Genomic DNA, 16,314 nt, shown 5'->3' with positions numbered 1-16,314 from the left:
ACCACCGCCGGCCCACCGTGCCCGACGTCCCCGCCCGCCGCGCAGCCGCCTCCGTGGACAACCCCGCACCGACCCCGCGCCAGAACAACCGCCGCATCAGCTGCAGCTCAACCGTCCTCGCCATCAAACCCCCCGGCCTCAGGAGGTGTTGCATTCACCCCCTGAAACCGGGCCACCTGATCCCGACAGGTCCTCCCCCACGGTGCAGCGTGAGGGAGGAGCTATCACGATCAGGTGGGCTGATCGTGGCCGGGCCTCTCAGCGCGGGAGCTCCCACCCGGCGGTCACCGAGCGGCGGCACGGCTCGGGCTGGTCCCCGGCCTCGAGGAACACCGCGGTGGCCAGCGCCGGCCCGTGCACGTCCAGCGCGTCGCCGCCCAGGACGCCGGTGACCACCAGCATCGCCAGGCCGTGGCCGGCCGCCCAGAAGCGGACGGCGACGTCCTCCGGAGCCGCCGCGAAGCGCCCGTCCGACCTTGCTCGCTCGGCGCACCCGGCCAGCGCGGCCAGGCCCGCGCCCGCCGCCTCGGGGTCCTCCAGCTCCGCGGCGGCGTCGAACATCGCCCGGTACAGGTGCGGAACGGCCACCGCGACGCCGCAGTAGGCCGAGCCCAGGGCGGCGAGGTCGCGCACCGGGTCGTCGGTGCGAGGGACGGCCTCCAGGGCGGCGTTGAGCCGGGTGAAGCCCTCCTGCCGGACCGCCCGCCACAGCCCCGGCATCCCCCCGAAGTGCGTGTAGACCGCCATCGTCGAGGTGCCGGTCGCCTCGACCAGCCCGCGCAGGGTCACCGGTTCGCGGCGGGCGAGCAGCTCGGCGGCCCGCTCGACGAGAGCGGTGCGGACGGCGGGATCGGCGGCGCGGGGCACTTGCCCAGGATACATAGACCTGTTATGCATAACCCCGTCATGCAACCCCGAGGAGGGATCCCCGTCATGCCGGTCCAGCTGCTCGACCCCGCCGCCCTGCCCCAGCCCGAGCACTACCGCCAGGTCGCCGTGGCCACGGGCTCGCGCACCGTCTACCTCGCCGGCCAGGTGGCCCGCACCGCCGACGGCACGCCCGTCGGCGCGGGCGACCTCGCCGCGCAGGTCGAGCAGGCCTACCTCAACGTGTCCGCGGCCCTCGAGGCCGTCGGCGGCAGCTTCGACGACGTCGCCAAGCTGACCGTCTACGTCGTCGACTGGAGCGCCGACAAGCTGGCCGCGCTCGGCGAGGGCGTGGCCAGGGCCGCGGCCCGCATGGGCAAGGACCCGGTCAAGCCGGTCACCCTGCTCTCGGTCTCCGGCCTCGGCGAGCCCGACCTGCTGGTCGAGGTGGAGGCCGTCGCCGTCCTGCCGTGAGGGGTCAGCGGGCGCGCAGCGCCCGCAGCGCGTTCTTGCGGGCGTCGCCGGTCAGCCGGTCGAGGAAGACCGTGCCGTCGAGGTGGTCGACCTCGTGCTGGAGGCAGCGGGCCATGAGCCCCTCGCCCTCCAGCCGCAGCGGCTTGCCGTTGACGTCGAAGCCCTCGGCGGCGCACCACATCGCGCGCACGGTCGGCGCCCAGATGCCGGGCACCGACAGGCACCCCTCGTCGCCGTCCTGGGTCTCCTCGGAGCGCTCGGTGATCACCGGGTTGACCAGGTGCCCGATCTCGCCGTCGATGTTGTAGGAGAAGACCCGCAGGCTGACGCCGATCTGCGGACCGGCCAGCCCGGCCCGCCCGGGGTGGTCGACGGTCTCCTCGAGGTCGCGGACGAGGGCGGCGAGGTCCTTGTCGAACGCCTTGACCTCGTCGGCGGGCGTGCGCAGCACCGGGTCGCCGAGCTCGCGGATGGGTCGGACGGTCACGGTCGCAGTCTGTCAGCCCAGCGACGGGCGCCGGACCAGCACCATCTCGTCGCGGTGGACGACCTCCCGCTGGTACTCCGGCTCCAGCTCGGTGGTCTTGCGGCCGAGCAGCGCCGGCAGCTCCCGGGAGTCGTAGGCGACCAGGCCCCGGGCGACGACGACGCCGTCCGGTCCGACCAGCTCCACCGGGTCGTCGGCGAGGAACTCCCCCACCAGGCCGGTGACGCCGGCGGCGAGCAGCGAGGCGTGCCGCTCGCGGACGGCGGCGACCGCGCCCGCGTCGAGCAGCAGCCGCCCGCGCGGCCGGGTGGCGAACCGCAGCCAGAACTGCCGCGTCCGCGGCCGCGGCGCCATGACCGCGAAGTGGGTGCCCACCTGCTCGCCGGCCAGCGCCTCGGCGGCCTGGGGGGTGGAGGTGACGACGACGGGCACGCCGGCGTGCGCGGCGATGAGCGCCGCCTCGACCTTCGTGGCCATGCCGCCGGTGCCGACGCCGTTGCGCTTGGCGGTGCCGAGCTCCACGGCGTCGAGGACGGCCGGGTCGGTCACGGTGTCGATCAGCCGGGCCGGGCCCTTGCGCGGGTCGCCGTCGTAGACGCCGTCGACGTCGGAGAGGAGGACGAGCGCGTCGGCCCTGACCACGTGCGCCACCAGGGCGGCGAGCCGGTCGTTGTCGCCGAAGCGGATCTCCTCGGTGGCCACGGTGTCGTTCTCGTTGACGATCGGCAGGGCGCCGAGCGCGATCAGCCGGTCGAGGGTGCGCTCGGCGTTGCGGTAGTGGCTGCGCCGGGTGAGGTCGTCGGCGGTGAGCAGCACCTGCCCGACGGTGACCCCGTGCCGGGCGAAGGCGTCGGCGTAGGTCTCCACCAGCCGCAGCTGCCCGACGCTGGCCGCCGCCTGCGCGGTGGCCAGGTCGCGCGGCCGGCCGGAGATGCCGAGCGGGGCAAGCCCGGCGGCGATGGCGCCGGAGGAGACCAGCACGACCTCGCGGCCGGCGGCGCGCAGCCCGCCGAGGACGTCGACGAGCGCGGTCAGCCGCTCGGCGTCCAGCCCGCCGGGCAGCGTGGTCAGCGACGACGAGCCGACCTTGACGACGACCCGCTGCGCCTTGGCGATCTCCGGGCGCGCCGTCACTCCAGCCCCTCCAGCTCCTCGTCGGTCCAGCCGTCCTCGGTGACCTCGTAGGGCACCCGCCGGGCCTTCTTGGCCGCGAGCCGCTCGGCCGCACCGACCCGCCCGGTCGCCTCCAGCCGGTTGTCGGTGCCGCGGCCGCCGAGGCCGGCGGCCTCCTCGGCCGACAGCGTGCCGGCCGGCAGGGTGGGCACCCAGTCGAAGGTGACGTCGCCGATGGTGACCGCGTCGCCCTCGACCGCGCCGGCCCGCGCCAGCTCCTCCTCCACACCCAGCCGGTTGAGCCGGTCGGCGAGGTAGCCGACGGCCTCGTCGTTGGCGAAGTCGGTCTGCCGCACCCAGCGCTCGGGCTTGGCGCCGCGGACGACGAACGCTCCGCCCTCGCCCGGCCCCGCCCCGGCCGGGTCGCGCTCGACGGTGAACCCCGAGTCGTCGACCGCCCGCGGGGTGAGCGTCACCCGCACCGGCTCCGGCGGCGGCAGCGTGGCCCGGTGCTCCTCGACCGCGGCGGCCAGGGCGTAGCCGAGCTCGGGCAGCCCCTCGCCGGTGGCCGCGCTGACCGGGAAGACCCGCAGGCCGAGCCTCTCCAGCGACTCGCGCACCAGGTCGACCAGGTCGCGCGCGTCCGGCACGTCGATCTTGTTGAGGACGGCGAACCGCAGCCGCCCCACCAGGTCGAGCTCGTCGCCGCCGTACTCGCGCAGCTCGTGGGTGAGCACCTCGATGTCGGTCTCCGGGTCGCGGCCCGGCTCCATGGTGGCCATGTCGACCACGTGCACCAGGACGGCGCAGCGCTCGACGTGGCGCAGGAACTGCAGGCCGAGGCCCTTGCCCGTGGAGGCCCCCGGGATCAGGCCGGGGACGTCGGCCATCGTGAAGGTGACGTCGCCGGCCCGGACGACGCCGAGGTTGGGCACCAGCGTGGTGAACGGGTAGTCGGCGATCTTGGGGCGCGCGGCCGACATCGCGGCGACCAGCGACGACTTGCCGGCCGAGGGGTACCCGACCAGGCCGACGTCGGCGATGCTCTTGAGCTCCAGGACCGCGTCGACCGCCTCGCCGGGCTCGCCGAGCAGGGCGAAGCCGGGGGCCCGGCGCCGCGGGTTGGCCAGCGCGGCGTTGCCGAGGCCGCCCTTGCCGCCGGCGGCGAGCACCACGCGTGTGCCGGCGCCCATCAGGTCGGCGACGACCTCGCCGTCCACGACGACGACCGTGCCCTCGGGGACGCGCAGCACGCGGTCCTCGCCCTTCGCGCCGTTGCGGTTGCTGCCGGCGCCGGGGCGGCCGTTGCCGGCCTTCTGGTGCGGGCGGTGGTGGAAGTCCAGCAGCGTGTGCACGCTGGGGTCGACCTCCAGGACGACGTCCCCGCCGTCCCCGCCGTTGCCGCCGTCCGGCCCGCCGAGCGGCTTGAACTTCTCCCGGTGGACCGACGCGACGCCGTGGCCGCCGTTGCCGGCGGCGACGTGGACCGTCACCCGGTCGACGAACGCGGCCACCGCTGAACTCCTACCTGGGAAAAGCAAAGGCCCCTCTGCAGGGCCCCACCGCGAGCGTGCGAGCGGTGGGGGGCAGAGGGGTCCTTCGTCAGGCCTCGACGGCGGTGATCGACACCGTCTTGCGGCCCCGGCGGGTGCCGAAGGTCACGGCACCGGGCTCGAGCGCGAACAGCGTGTCGTCGCCGCCACGGCCGACCCCGAGACCGGGGTGGAAGTGGGTGCCGCGCTGGCGGACGATGATCTCGCCGGCCTTGACGACCTGGCCGCCGAAGCGCTTGACGCCGAGCCGCTGGGCGTTGGAGTCGCGGCCGTTGCGGGAGGACGAGGCGCCCTTCTTGTGTGCCATCTCGGCGTCAGCCCTTCGTGATGTCGCGGACCACGACGTCGGTCAGGGGCTGACGGTGCCCCTGCCGCTTGTGGTAGCCGGTCTTGTTCTTGAACTTGTGGATCTTGATCTTCGGGCCCTTGCCGTGGCCGACGATCTCGCCGGTCACGGTCACCTGGGCCAGCGCGGCGGCGTCGCTGGTGACGCTGTCGCCGTCGACCAGCAGGATCGCCGGGAGGGTGACGGTGTCGCCCGCCTCACCGGCCAGGCGGTTGACCGTGAACCGGTCCCCGACAGCCACCTTGTGCTGGCTGCCGCCGGCCTTCACGACTGCGTACACCACTGACTCCTCGTTCTCGCTCTAGCTCTGTGTCCTGCGCGCACGATCCGGTTCGGCGCCGGGTGCTGGACGGGTCGCGCTCGCCGGCGCGGCGGCACCGGGAGGTGCGCAGCCGGGGCGGTGCAACCCGACCAGCGTACCCGAGGGACGCCGGGCCGGTCGAACCCGCCCTCAGGCGACCGGCGGTCCGGCCGGGCGGCTGGCGGCCCGCCGGCGGCGCGGCCGCGGCACCGACCCGACCTCCGGGGGGACCTCGGCGTCCGCGGCGGGCGCGGGCTCCTCGGTCACCGGCTCGATCGGCGCCTCGTCGGTCACCGCGACGGTCTCGCCGGGCAGCTCTACGACGTCCTCCACGACCGGCTCGGGAGCCGGCTCGGGAGCCGGCTCGGCCTCGACGGCGATCGCCTCGTCGCCGGCCGGCGGCTCCTCGGTCGCGGCGGCGTCGGCGCCGACCTCGACCGGCACCTCGTCCAGCGTCGCGGTGAGCACCGCGGCGTCCTCGGCGGCTCGCTCCTCCCCCGACTGGCCGCGGTTGCGCCGGCCGCGGTTGCGCCGGCCGCCGCCGGAGCGGACGACCTCGCCGTCCTCGTCGGTCGTGACCTCGGCCGCAGAGGCCGCGGAAGGCGCGGAAGCCGCGGAAGCCGCGGGGGCCTCGGGCTCCTTGGCCTTCTCGGCACCCTTGTCGGCGCCCTTGTCGCGGTCGCGCTCGGCGCGGCCGGAGTCGCGCCGGCCGTTGCCGCCGCCGTTGCTCCCGCCGCCACCCCCGCGGCGCTTCTCGTCGACGGGGTCGGTGTGCACGAGCACGCCCCGGCCGCGGCAGTGCTCGCACGGCTCGGAGAAGACCTCGAGCAGGCCCTGGCCGACCCGCTTGCGGGTCATCTGCACCAGGCCCAGCGAGGTGACCTCGGCGACCTGGTGCTTGGTCCGGTCGCGGCCGAGGCACTCGGTGAGCCGCCGCAGCACGAGGTCGCGGTTGCTCTCGAGCACCATGTCGATGAAGTCGATGACGATGATGCCGCCGATGTCGCGCAGCCGGAGCTGGCGGACGATCTCCTCGGCCGCCTCCATGTTGTTGCGCGTGACGGTCTGCTCGAGGTTGCCGCCGGAGCCGGTGAACTTGCCGGTGTTCACGTCGATGACCGTCATGGCCTCGGTGCGGTCGATCACCAGCGAGCCGCCCGAGGGCAGCCACACCTTGCGGTCGAGGGCCTTGGCCAGCTGCTCGTCGACGCGCAGGTCGGCGAACACGTCGCCGGTGCCGGCGTAGCGGGTCAGCCGGCCGACCAGCTCCGGGGAGACGTGCGCGACGTAGGCCTCGACGGTGTCCCAGGCGTCGTCGCCCTGGACGACGAGCTCCTTGAAGTCCTCGTTGAAGACGTCGCGGATGACCCGGATGGCCAGGTCCGGCTCGCCGTACAGCAGGGTCGGCGCGTTGCTGGTCGACGAGGCCTTCTGGGAGATGACCTCCCACTGCGCCTTGAGCCGGTTGACGTCGCGGGTGAGCTCCTCCTCCGAGGCGCCCTCCGCGGCGGTCCGGATGATCACGCCGGCGTCCTCGGGGACGATCTTCTTGAGGACGTCCTTGAGCCGCTGCCGCTCGGTGTCGGGCAGCTTGCGGCTGATGCCGGTCATCGAGCCGCCGGGGACGTAGACCAGGAAGCGGCCGGGCAGGTTGATCTGCTGGGTCAGCCGGGCGCCCTTGTGCCCGATCGGGTCCTTGGTGACCTGCACCAGCACCTTGTCGCCGGACTTCAGCGCGGTCTCGATCGAGCGCTGCTTGCCCGACAGGCCGGCGGCGTCCCAGTTGACCTCGCCGGCGTAGAGGACGGCGTTGCGGCCCTTGCCGATGTCGACGAAGGCCGCCTCCATGCTCGGCAGCACGTTCTGCACGCGGCCGAGGTAGACGTTGCCGGCGAACGAGGTCGCCTGCGCCTGGGTGACGTAGTGCTCGACGAGGATGTCGTCCTCGAGGACGGCGATCTGCGTGCGCTCGCCGCGCTGGCGGATGACCATCTTGCGGTCGACGGCCTCGCGGCGGGCGAGGAACTCGGACTCGGTGAGGATCGGCGTCCGCCGCCGGCCGTTGTCGCGGCCGTCCCGGCGGCGCTGCCGCTTCGCCTCCAGGCGGGTCGAGCCGGTGACCCCGCGGACGTCGTCGTCGCTGGTGGTGCGGCCGTCGCGGCCGGCCCGCTCGGGGCGCTCGTCGTCGCCGGTCTCGCCGCGGTCCTCGCTGCTCCCGCGGCGACGGCGGCGTCGCCGGCGGCGGGTGGTGGAGCCGGTCTCGGCCTCCTCGGTGTCGCCGTCCTCGTCGGCGTCGCCCTCGGTCTCCTCGGCGTCCTCGGCGTCCTCGGTGTCGTCGGCCTGCTCGTCGCGGGCCTCGTCGCCGTCCTCGTCGGAGTCGCCGTCCTCGCTGGTGCGGCCCCGCCCGCGGCCGCGGCGGCCGCGCCGGCGGCGCCGGCTGGCGGTGGTGGAGCTCTCGTCGCGGTCGGCGTCCTCGTCGCCGGCCTCGTCGGTCTCCTCGACGTCCTCGTCCTCGGTGGTGGTCGCCTCGACGTCCTCGGGCTCGGGACGGCGGCGGGACCGGCTGCGGCGCGGCCGGGACGGCGCGGCGTCCTCGTCGGCGGCGGACTCGGGCGCGAGGTCGGCGTCCTCGACCTCCGGGCTCTCGGCGGGCCGGCGGCTGCGGCGCCGCGGCGCGGGGGCGGCCTCGGCGTGCGGGGCCACGAAGCTCACGAACGCGGGGACGGCCGCCGCCGGCGGGACGACCGGCTCGACCGGGTCGGGGTCGGGCGCGGCGGCCGGGCGCGTGGCCCGGCGGCGGGGGCGGGCGACGACCGCGGTCGGCTCCGGGGAGCTGAACTGAGCCCCGAACCGGGAGACCGGCTCGGGCTCGGGCTCGGGTTCGTGCTCGGGTCCGGCGACCTCGGTGGTGGCCTCCTCGGCCTCCTCCTCGGGCACCGGCGGGGTCTCGTCGGCGAGCGGCTGCTCTGCGCCGTCCGCCTCCGGGGCGGCTGCGGTCGTGTCGTCGTTCTGGTCTGCCACGAGGGCCTCCTCGTACGTCCCCGGGCGCCGATCTCTCGACTGGCGGCCGCGCAGGAACGCGGGGTCAGGGCGGGGCTGGGCGACCGCACGGGGTGCGGCGGGTCGCCCGACCCGCGAAGTCTGTGGGCGGTCCCTGCGCGGCGGTTGCCGGCCGGGGACCGGTGGTGCGGGGTGCTGCGGTGGTGCCGGGTCTTCGGGTGCGGCACGCCTGGCAGCCGTGCGCGCGTACGGCGCGGGGCGCCGGTTCGCCGGTCAGACCGCCGCGTGCTCCCCCTGGCAGCGGGTGCGCGCCGCACGGTCGGGACCGAGCGGATCGGCCACGGTCCCGTCGTCGTCGAGCCGGCCTTGCGCCTCACGCACGGCCCGTGGGGGCGACGGCGGGCGCAGGTCGGCGACGGCAGCGAGAGCGGCCACCACGTCGTCTGGTCGAACAGCGGGCGTCACCTGCCGGACGACCACGTCCAGTATGGCACAACCTGCCTCCTCGCCCGCCGACGCGCGGGCGACGGCGGCCCGCGCGTCGACGTCGCGCAGGCCGTTCTTGGTGCGCCGCGGCACGGTGACCTCGGCGCGGGCCAGGAACTCGGCCACGGCCGCGCGCAGGTCGGCGGGCGGCACGCCGGGCAGCTCGACCCGCCAGCAGGACGCGTCGATCCGGTCGGCCAGCGACCCGGTGCCCTCGGCGGCCTCCACGCACTCGAGGACGGCGACGTCGGGCGGCAGCGCGGCGTCCAGGGCGGCCCGGACCTCCTCCGGGTCGCGCCGCTCGGCCAGCCCGAGCTCGACGTACTCGGCCTCGCTGGCCGCGCCGGTCGGCGCCGCGCCGAGGTAGGAGATCTTGGGGTGCGGGGTGAACCCGGCGGAGAAGGCCATCGGCACCCGGGCGCGCCGCAGCGCCCGCTCCAGCGCCCGGGCGAGGTCGCGGTGCGAGGCGAAGCGCAGCCGGCCGCGCTTGGCGTAGCGCAGGCGCAGCTTCTGCACGGTCGGGGGCGGCGGCGGCCCCTCGGGCATGCGGGCCACTAGCGGCCGACCACCGTCAGCGGCAGCAGGCTGCGCCCGGTCGGGCCGATCTGGATCTCGGTGCCCATGGTCGGGCAGACACCGCAGTCGTAGCAGCCGGTCCAGCGGCAGTCGCCGACCTCCTCCTCGGAGATCGCCTCCTGCCAGTCCTCCCAGAGCCACTCCTTGTCCAGCCCGGAGTCGAGGTGGTCCCAGGGCAGCACCTCGTGCTCGGTGCGCTCACGGGTGGTGAACCAGTCGAGGTCGACCCCGAACGCGGCGAGCTCCTCGGCGGCGGCCGCCGTCCACCGCTCGAAGGAGAAGTGCTCGCTCCAGCCGTCGAACTTCCCGCCCTCGCGCCAGACCCGCTCGACCACGCGGCCGACGCGGCGGTCGCCACGGGAGAGCAGGCCCTCGACGATGCCGGGCTTGCCGTCGTGGTACCGCAGGCCGATCGAGCGGCCGACCCGCTTGTCCGCGTTGATCGCCTGGCGCAGCACGCGCAACCGGTGGTCGATGGTCTCGGCGCTGGCCTGCCCGGCCCACTGGAACGGGGTGTGCGGCTTGGGCACGAAGCCGCCGATCGAGACCGTGCAGCGGATGTCGCGCGACCCGCTCGCCTCGCGGCCGGCGCGGATGACCTCGACGGCGAGCTCGGCGATCTCGAGGACGTCCTCGTCGGTCTCCGTGGGGAGCCCGCACATGAAGTAGAGCTTCACCTGCCGCCAGCCGTTGGCGTAGGCGGTGGTGACCGTGCGGACGAGGTCCTCCTTGGACACCGTCTTGTTGATCACCCGCCGGATCCGCTCGCTGCCGCCCTCGGGCGCGAAGGTGAGGCCGCTGCGCCGTCCGTTGCGGGACAGCTCGTTGGCCAGCGTGACGTTGAAGGCGTCGACGCGGGTCGACGGCAGCGACAGCCCGGTGTTGGTGCCCTCGTAGCGGTCGGCGAGCTCCTTGGCGACCTGGCCGATCTCGGAGTGGTCGGCGCTGGACAGCGACAGCAGCCCGACCTCCTCGTAGCCGGTGGCGCGCAGGCCCTGGTCGACCATCGAGCCGATGCCGGTGATCGTCCGCTCGCGCACCGGGCGGGTGATCATCCCGGCCTGGCAGAAGCGGCAGCCGCGGGTGCAGCCGCGGAAGATCTCGACGCTCATCCGCTCGTGGACGCTCTCGGCCATGGGCACCAGCGGCGTCTTCGGGTAGGGCCACTCGTCGAGGTCCATCACCGTCCGCTTGGACACCCGCGGCGGGACGTCGTCCCGGGTGCGGGTGACGGCGGCGATGGTGCCGTCGGGGGCGTAGGAGACGGCGTAGAAGCGGGGCACGTAGACGCCCTCGACCCGCGCCAGCCGGGCGAGCAGCTCCTCCCGGCCGCCGGGGCGGCCCTGCTGCTTCCAGGCCCGGACGACGTCGGTGATGTCGCCGACGACCTGCTCCCCGTCGCCGAGGACGGCGCAGTCGACGAAGTCGGCGATCGGCTCGGGGTTGAACGCGGCGTGCCCGCCGGCGACCACCACCGGGTGGGTCTCGTCGCGGTCGACCGCGTGCAGCGGCACGCCGGCGAGGTCGAGCGCCTCGAGCAGGTTGGTGTAGCCGAGCTCGGTGGCGAAGCTGACGCCGAGCAGGTCGAAGGCGCGCACCGGCCGGTGGCCGTCGACGGTGAACTGGCCGACGCCGTGCTCGCGCATGAGCGCCGCGAGGTCGGGCCAGACGGCGTAGGTGCGCTCGGCCAGGGCGTCGGGCCGCTCGTTGAGCACCTCGTAGAGGATCATGAGGCCCTGGTTGGGCAGCCCCACCTCGTAGGCGTCGGGGTACATCAGCGCCCAGTGGACGTCGACGGCGTCCCACTCCTTGACCTGGGAGTTCAGCTCACCGCCCACGTACTGGATCGGCTTCTGGACCTGGGCCAGGAGCGGCTCGAGGACGGGGTACAGCGACTCACCAGACATGACCGGTCCAGGGTAGCCGCCGCTGCGGAACGCCCTCCCCCGGCGACATCGGCGATCTCGCACGTCTTGACGGCTCAAAGCGTGCGACATCGCCGATCTCGCCGGCGGAACGGGCTACTTCAGGAGCAGGTTGCCCAGGCGGCGGGCGCCGATCGCCAGCCCGACCAGCCCCATGACCAGCAGGTACGCCGCGTGGCCCAGCAGCCACCAGCCGACGTCGCCGGTCACCAGCCCGCGCACCAGCTCGATGCCGTGGTACAGCGGCGTGCACCGGACGACGACCTGCAGCGGCTCGGGGTAGGTCGACAGCGGGTAGAAGGTCGTGGAGAACAGGAACAGCGGCAGCAGCGCCAGCTGGACGAACTCGAAGTCCTGCCAGCCGCGCAGGAACGTGGTGGCGGCCAGGCCGACGGCGGCGAACGCGAAGCCGATGAGGACCGCCGCCGGCAGCGCCAGCACCGCCCACCACGAGCCGACGAGCCCGAGCACGGTCATGATTACCAGGAACGCCGCCGAGTAGGTGGCGCCCCGCAGCAGCGACCAGATCGTCTCCCCCACCGCGGCGTCGGGCGCCGACAGCGGCGTGGCCAGGACGGCGTCGTAGAGCTTCGAGTACCGCAGCTTGAAGAACAGGTTGAAGACCGAGTCGTAGATCGCGCCGTTCATCGCCGCGGCCGCCATCAGCCCCGGCGCCACGAACTGCTGGTAGGTCAGCGCCGACCCGGAGTCGGTGACCACGGTGCCGACCAGACCGCCGATGCCCACGCCGATGGACAGCAGGTAGAAGAACGGCTCGAAGAGCCCGGAGACGAACAGCAGCCAGGTGCGCCGGGCGACCAGCAGGTTGCGGGCGACCAGGTGCCCCGCCCGGCGGGCCGACAGCGGGTAGAGCGGGAAGACCCGCCACAGCAGCGCCTGCCGCGGGGCCGCGGCCTCGACCGCGGTCACGTGACCAGCCGCCGGCGGAACGCCCGCCCGGCGAGACGCACGCCGACGACGAACCAGAGCAGCAGGTAGCCGACGCTCACCAGCGCCGGCCCCGCCTCCAGCGTGCCGAGCGCCAGCCCGCGGGACAGCGCGACGCCGTGCCACAGCGGGGTCGCGTAGGCGATCCACTCGAAGACCGCCGGCAGCTGGCTGACCGGGAAGAACGTCCCCGAGAACAGGAACATGGGCAGGATCAGGAACCGCTGCAGCCCGGCGAACCCCGAGTCGTTGTCGAGCGTGGCCGCGAACGCGGTGATGGGCGCGGCGAACGCCAGCCCGGTGAGCAGAGCGGCCGGCAGCGCGAGCAGCACCAGGGCGCTGTCGGCGGCGCCGAAGAGCACGAGCACGCCGAGGAACAGCGCCGCCGACGTCCCCACCCGGAACGAGACGTACAGCAGGTGACCGACCAGCAGGTCGCGGACGCCGGCCGGGGTGGCCAGCACCGCCTCGTACGTCTTGTCCCACTTGATCGAGCCGAGCACCGGGTAGGTCGACTCGAAGCTGGCCAGCTGCATCGCGGCGGCGGCCAGCAGCCCCGGCGCCAGGAACGACAGGTAGCTCACGCCGCCGGGCAGCTGGCCCGGCCCGCGGTCGACGAGCACCCCGAGGGTCAGCCCCATCGCGGCGAGGAACAGCGCCGGTTCCAGCACGCTGCTCACCAGGCTGCTGCGCCAGTAGTGCCGGTAGGCGGTCAGCCGGTGGGCGGCGAAGGCCAGCGCGCCGGGCGCGGGAGCGGTCACCTCAGTCGACCAGCGTCCGGCCGGTGAGCCGGAGGAAGACGTCCTCCAGCGAGCTGCGCCGCACGAGGCTAGACAGCGGGTGCACGCCGCCGGCGGTCACCGCCGAGAGCGCCGCGTCGCCGTCGGCGGTGTAGAGCAGCAGCCGGTCGGGCAGCACCTCGACCCGGTCGACCGCGCCCCGCTCCACGACCGGGTCGAGCTCGGGCACGTACCGCTCCGGCCCGGGCTGGCCCTCCAGCAGCGGGAACCGCAGCTCCAGCACCTCACGGGTGGAGTAGCGGCGGATCAGCTCGGCCGGCGAGCCCTCGGCGGCGATCCGCCCCTTGTCCATGACCACCAGCCGGTCGCACAGCTGCTCGGCCTCGTCCATGTAGTGCGTGGTGAGCACGAGGGTCACCCCGCGCTGCTTGAGCCGGTACAGCCGCTCCCACAGCACGTGCCGGGCCTGCGGGTCCAGCCCGGTGGTGGGCTCGTCGAGCAGGACGACGTCGGGCTCGTTGATCAGCGAGCGGGCGATGGTGAGCCGCCGCTTCATCCCCCCGGAGAGCGGCTCGACCTTGTCGCCGGCGCGGTCGGCGAGCTGCACGAACTCCAGCAGCTCGGCGGCCCGCTCGCGCAGCAGGGGCTTGGGCAGCCCGAAGTACCGGCCGTACACCAGCAGGTTCTCGGCGACGGTGATCTCGAGGTCGAGGTTGTCGGTCTGCGGGACGACGCCGAGGCGGGCGCGGATCGCCGGGCCGTCGACGGTCGGGTCGAGCCCCAGGACCCGCAGCTCCCCCGCCGTCGGCGGCGAGACCGCGCCGATCATGCGCATCGTCGAGCTCTTGCCGGCGCCGTTGGGGCCGAGGAACCCGAACGACTCCCCCGGCGCCACGTCGACGTCGATGCCGTCGACGGCGGTGAAGTCGCCGAACTTCTTCACCAGGCCGCGCGCGCTGATGAGGGCCGTCCGCCGTTCCACGCGCCGCACCCTAGTGACGCGCACCGACAGCGGACGAGCGAGTTCCGCAGGGGACGTGGCGACGGTCACGTCGCCCTCGGGTGGCCGCCGTCGGCCGGACCCGCCAGGATCGGGAACGTAACCTTCCGGCTACGGTCCGTGAAAGATCAAGGGGACCAGGTGGACGCAGCAGCGCAGATCTCCGCTGCCGGTGGCCTCACCCGTCTCCGCCGTCCGTTCCTCGGCCGCGAGCTGCCCGACGAGCAGTGGGCCGAGCACCACGGCTTCGTGCTGCGCACGCTGGTGGCGCTCTGCGTCGCCGTCGCCGGCTACGCCGTGGTCCGGGGCCACCCGCCGCTGCAGTCGGCCGCGCACGCCGCGCCCCTCGTCGCGCTGACCCTCGCCGCCCGCGCGACCGTGCTGCCCCGGGTCTACCGGGCGACGGCCGGGGCGGCGGCCCTGATGACCGCCGCCGCGCTGGTCGTGCACCTCTCCGGCGGGCGGACCGAGGCGCACTTCCTCTTCTTCGCGCTGCTGCCCCTGGCCACGCTCTACGCGACGCCGGTGCCGTTCGTGCTCGCGGTCGCCTACGTCGCGGTGCACCACTTCGTCTTCGGCTCGCTGTTCCCGGGGTCGGTCTTCGCCGACGACGTGACGCCGCTGGGGATGGCCGCAGTCCACGCCGCCTTCGTCGTCCTCGAGAGCTGGGCGTGCGTGGTGGCCTGGCGGCGGTTCGAGGACCGGCGGACCCGGGTCGAGTCGCTGGTGACCAGCCGGACGGCGGAGCTGCGGGCGCAGCGCGACGAGCTCGCCCGGCTGGCCGCCGTCGTCCAGTCGACCGACGACGCCGTCGCCACCCTCGCCCCCGACGGCCGGATCCTCACCTGGAACCCGGGTGCGGAGAAGCTCTACGGGTGGACGGCGGAGGAGGCCGTGGGCCGGACCGTGGCGATCCTGGTCCCCGACGACCAGCCCCGGTCGTCGCGGGCGGTCCTCGACGAGGTCGTCGCCAACGACGGGCTCAGCGTCGAGCGGGTCCACCGCCGCCGCGACGGCCGGCGCTTCGACGCGCTGCTGACGCTCTCGACCATCCGCGGCGACGACGGCGCGATCACCGGCATCGCCGCGATCGCGCGGGACATCAGCGGCCAGAAGCGCAGCGAGGCCGAGGCGCTGGCCGCCGCCCACCGCCTGCAGGAGCAGGCCGACGAGCTGGCGCGCCTGGCGCTGCACGATCCGCTCACCGGGCTGGCCAACCGCGCGCTGATGCGCGACCGGCTCGAGCACGCGCTCGCCGCGCGCCGGGTGCCGCGCCGCGACGCCGTCCTGCTGCTCGACCTCGACGACTTCAAGTCGGTCAACGACGTGTTCGGCCACGGCGCCGGCGACGCCGTCCTCACCGAGGTGGCCCGCCGGCTGCAGGCCTGCGTGCGCCCCGACGACACCGTCGCGCGGCTGGGCGGCGACGAGTTCGTCGTCCTCATGGAGGACGTCGACGGCCGCGGCGACGCGTCCGCCGTCGCCGAGCGCCTGCTCTCGGCCATCGGGCGGCCGGTGCCGTGGGGCGCCGAGCGGTTCGAGGTCGGCTGCAGCATCGGCATCACGCTCACCGGGACGCTGGACCGCCGCGGCCCCGACGAGCTGCTCCGCGATGCCGACATCGCCATGTACGCGGCCAAGGCGGCCGGCCGCAACCGGGCGCGGCTGTTCGAGCCCGGCATGCACGACGACGTCGTGGCGCACAACCGGCTGGTCGGCGAGCTGCGCGAGGCGATCCCCGGCGGTCAGCTGCGGCTGCTGTTCCAGCCGCAGGTCGACCTGCGGTCGGGCCGGGTGGACGGCGTCGAGGGGCTGGTCCGCTGGGAGCACCCCGAGCGCGGGCTGCTGGCGCCGGACGCCTTCCTGCCGGTGGCGGAGAGCACCGGGCTGGTCGACGAGATCGACGACTGGGTGCTCGAGACCGCCTGCACGCAGCTGCGCGCCTGGGCCGATGCCGGCCTGGCGCCGCTGCGGATCGCGATCAACGTCTCGGCGCGCACGCTGGCCCGCGGCGACCTGCCGGCCGCGGTGGCCGCGCGCAGCGACCGGGCCGGGGTCGACGTCGGCCGCCTGGAGCTGGAGGTCACCGAGACCCTGGCCATCGGCTCGGACACCGACGCCGCCGGGACGCTGGACGGCGTGCGGCGGCTGGGCACGTCGGTCGCGATCGACGACTTCGGCATGGGCCACTCGTCGTTCAGCCGGCTGCAGGCCTTCCCGCTGGACCGGCTGAAGATCGACCGGTCGTTCGTGGCGCCGCTGGGGCCCGGGACGGCGGAGCGCTCGATCGCCGGCGCCATGATCGCGCTGGGCACCAGCCTCGGGCTCGGCGTGGTCGCGGAGGGCGTCGAGACCTGCGAGCAGCTGGCCGCGCTGCAGGAGCTGGGCTGCCGCAGCGCCCAGGGCTTCCTGTTCTCGCCGCCGGTGCCGGCCGACGAGGTGGAGCGCCTGGTGCGCGACGGCGCCCCGCTCCTGCCGCGCTAGGAGCGTCGGCGACG

The 16,314-nt window shown here is 74.7% G+C and carries 14 protein-coding genes; 2 read left to right on the top strand and 12 right to left on the bottom strand.

The annotated features are described in order from the left end of the window. Positions 1-258 precede the first annotated feature (258 nt). Positions 259-867 (bottom strand): TetR/AcrR family transcriptional regulator, encoded by a 609-nt coding sequence (locus ACI797_RS24385; protein WP_456862274.1) that lies wholly within the window; start codon positions 865-867, stop codon positions 259-261. A gap of 66 nt (positions 868-933) precedes the next feature. On the opposite strand from ACI797_RS24385, the gene ACI797_RS24380 reads away from it, so the two are divergent. Beyond that, on the top strand, positions 934-1,341 hold the full coding sequence (locus ACI797_RS24380; protein ID WP_456862272.1) for a RidA family protein: 408 nt from the start codon (positions 934-936) through the stop codon (positions 1,339-1,341). A gap of 4 nt (positions 1,342-1,345) precedes the next feature. Here the strand turns inward: ACI797_RS24380 and def are convergent, their stop codons facing one another. The 11 genes from def to ACI797_RS24325 all read right to left on the bottom strand — a co-directional run bounded on the left by def (position 1,346) and on the right by ACI797_RS24325 (position 13,798). Then, the gene (def, locus tag ACI797_RS24375) at positions 1,346-1,828 is read right to left on the bottom strand and encodes a peptide deformylase (protein ID WP_456862270.1); all 483 of its coding nucleotides are present in this window, start codon (positions 1,826-1,828) and stop codon (positions 1,346-1,348) included. 12 nt (positions 1,829-1,840) lie between these two features. Further along, positions 1,841-2,962 carry a glutamate 5-kinase gene (gene proB, locus ACI797_RS24370; protein WP_456862268.1) on the bottom strand — a complete coding sequence of 374 codons (1,122 nt, stop codon included), beginning with the start codon at positions 2,960-2,962 and terminating at the stop codon, positions 1,841-1,843. Then, entirely contained in the window at positions 2,959-4,455 is a 1,497-nt protein-coding gene (obgE, locus tag ACI797_RS24365; protein ID WP_456862266.1) for a GTPase ObgE, read from the bottom strand. Before obgE ends, proB begins: the two co-directional genes overlap by 4 nt. A gap of 88 nt (positions 4,456-4,543) precedes the next feature. Further along, entirely contained in the window at positions 4,544-4,801 is a 258-nt protein-coding gene (gene rpmA, locus ACI797_RS24360; protein WP_456538170.1) for a 50S ribosomal protein L27, read from the bottom strand. Positions 4,802-4,808: 7 nt separating this feature from the next. Further along, on the bottom strand, positions 4,809-5,120 hold the full coding sequence (gene rplU / locus ACI797_RS24355; protein ID WP_456862263.1) for a 50S ribosomal protein L21: 312 nt from the start codon (positions 5,118-5,120) through the stop codon (positions 4,809-4,811). 171 nt (positions 5,121-5,291) lie between these two features. Then, positions 5,292-8,162, bottom strand: coding sequence for an Rne/Rng family ribonuclease (locus ACI797_RS24350; RefSeq protein WP_456862261.1), 2,871 nt, complete (start codon positions 8,160-8,162; stop codon positions 5,292-5,294). A gap of 252 nt (positions 8,163-8,414) precedes the next feature. Continuing rightward, positions 8,415-9,173, bottom strand: coding sequence for a TIGR03936 family radical SAM-associated protein (locus ACI797_RS24345; RefSeq protein ID WP_456862259.1), 759 nt, complete (start codon positions 9,171-9,173; stop codon positions 8,415-8,417). Between the two features lie 8 nt (positions 9,174-9,181). Beyond that, positions 9,182-11,110, bottom strand: a complete 1,929-nt coding sequence (locus ACI797_RS24340; protein ID WP_456862257.1) for a TIGR03960 family B12-binding radical SAM protein — start codon at positions 11,108-11,110, stop codon at positions 9,182-9,184. Between the two features lie 114 nt (positions 11,111-11,224). Beyond that, on the bottom strand, positions 11,225-12,058 hold the full coding sequence (locus tag ACI797_RS24335; protein ID WP_456862255.1) for an ABC transporter permease: 834 nt from the start codon (positions 12,056-12,058) through the stop codon (positions 11,225-11,227). Next, positions 12,055-12,837, bottom strand: coding sequence for an ABC transporter permease (locus ACI797_RS24330; RefSeq protein ID WP_456862253.1), 783 nt, complete (start codon positions 12,835-12,837; stop codon positions 12,055-12,057). The genes ACI797_RS24335 and ACI797_RS24330 overlap by 4 nt, the downstream gene beginning before the upstream one ends. 1 nt (position 12,838) lies before the next feature. Next, positions 12,839-13,798, bottom strand: coding sequence for an ABC transporter ATP-binding protein (locus tag ACI797_RS24325; protein WP_456538177.1), 960 nt, complete (start codon positions 13,796-13,798; stop codon positions 12,839-12,841). A 159-nt stretch (positions 13,799-13,957) separates the two neighbouring features. Here ACI797_RS24325 and ACI797_RS24320 point away from each other — a divergent pair, with 159 nt between their 5' ends. Then, on the top strand, positions 13,958-16,300 hold the full coding sequence (locus ACI797_RS24320) for a putative bifunctional diguanylate cyclase/phosphodiesterase (RefSeq protein WP_456862250.1): 2,343 nt from the start codon (positions 13,958-13,960) through the stop codon (positions 16,298-16,300). Positions 16,301-16,314: the final 14 nt, after the last annotated feature.

The organism is Geodermatophilus sp. SYSU D00691, from assembly GCF_054050275.1.
This window is presented reverse-complemented; position numbering and strand designations above follow the sequence as displayed.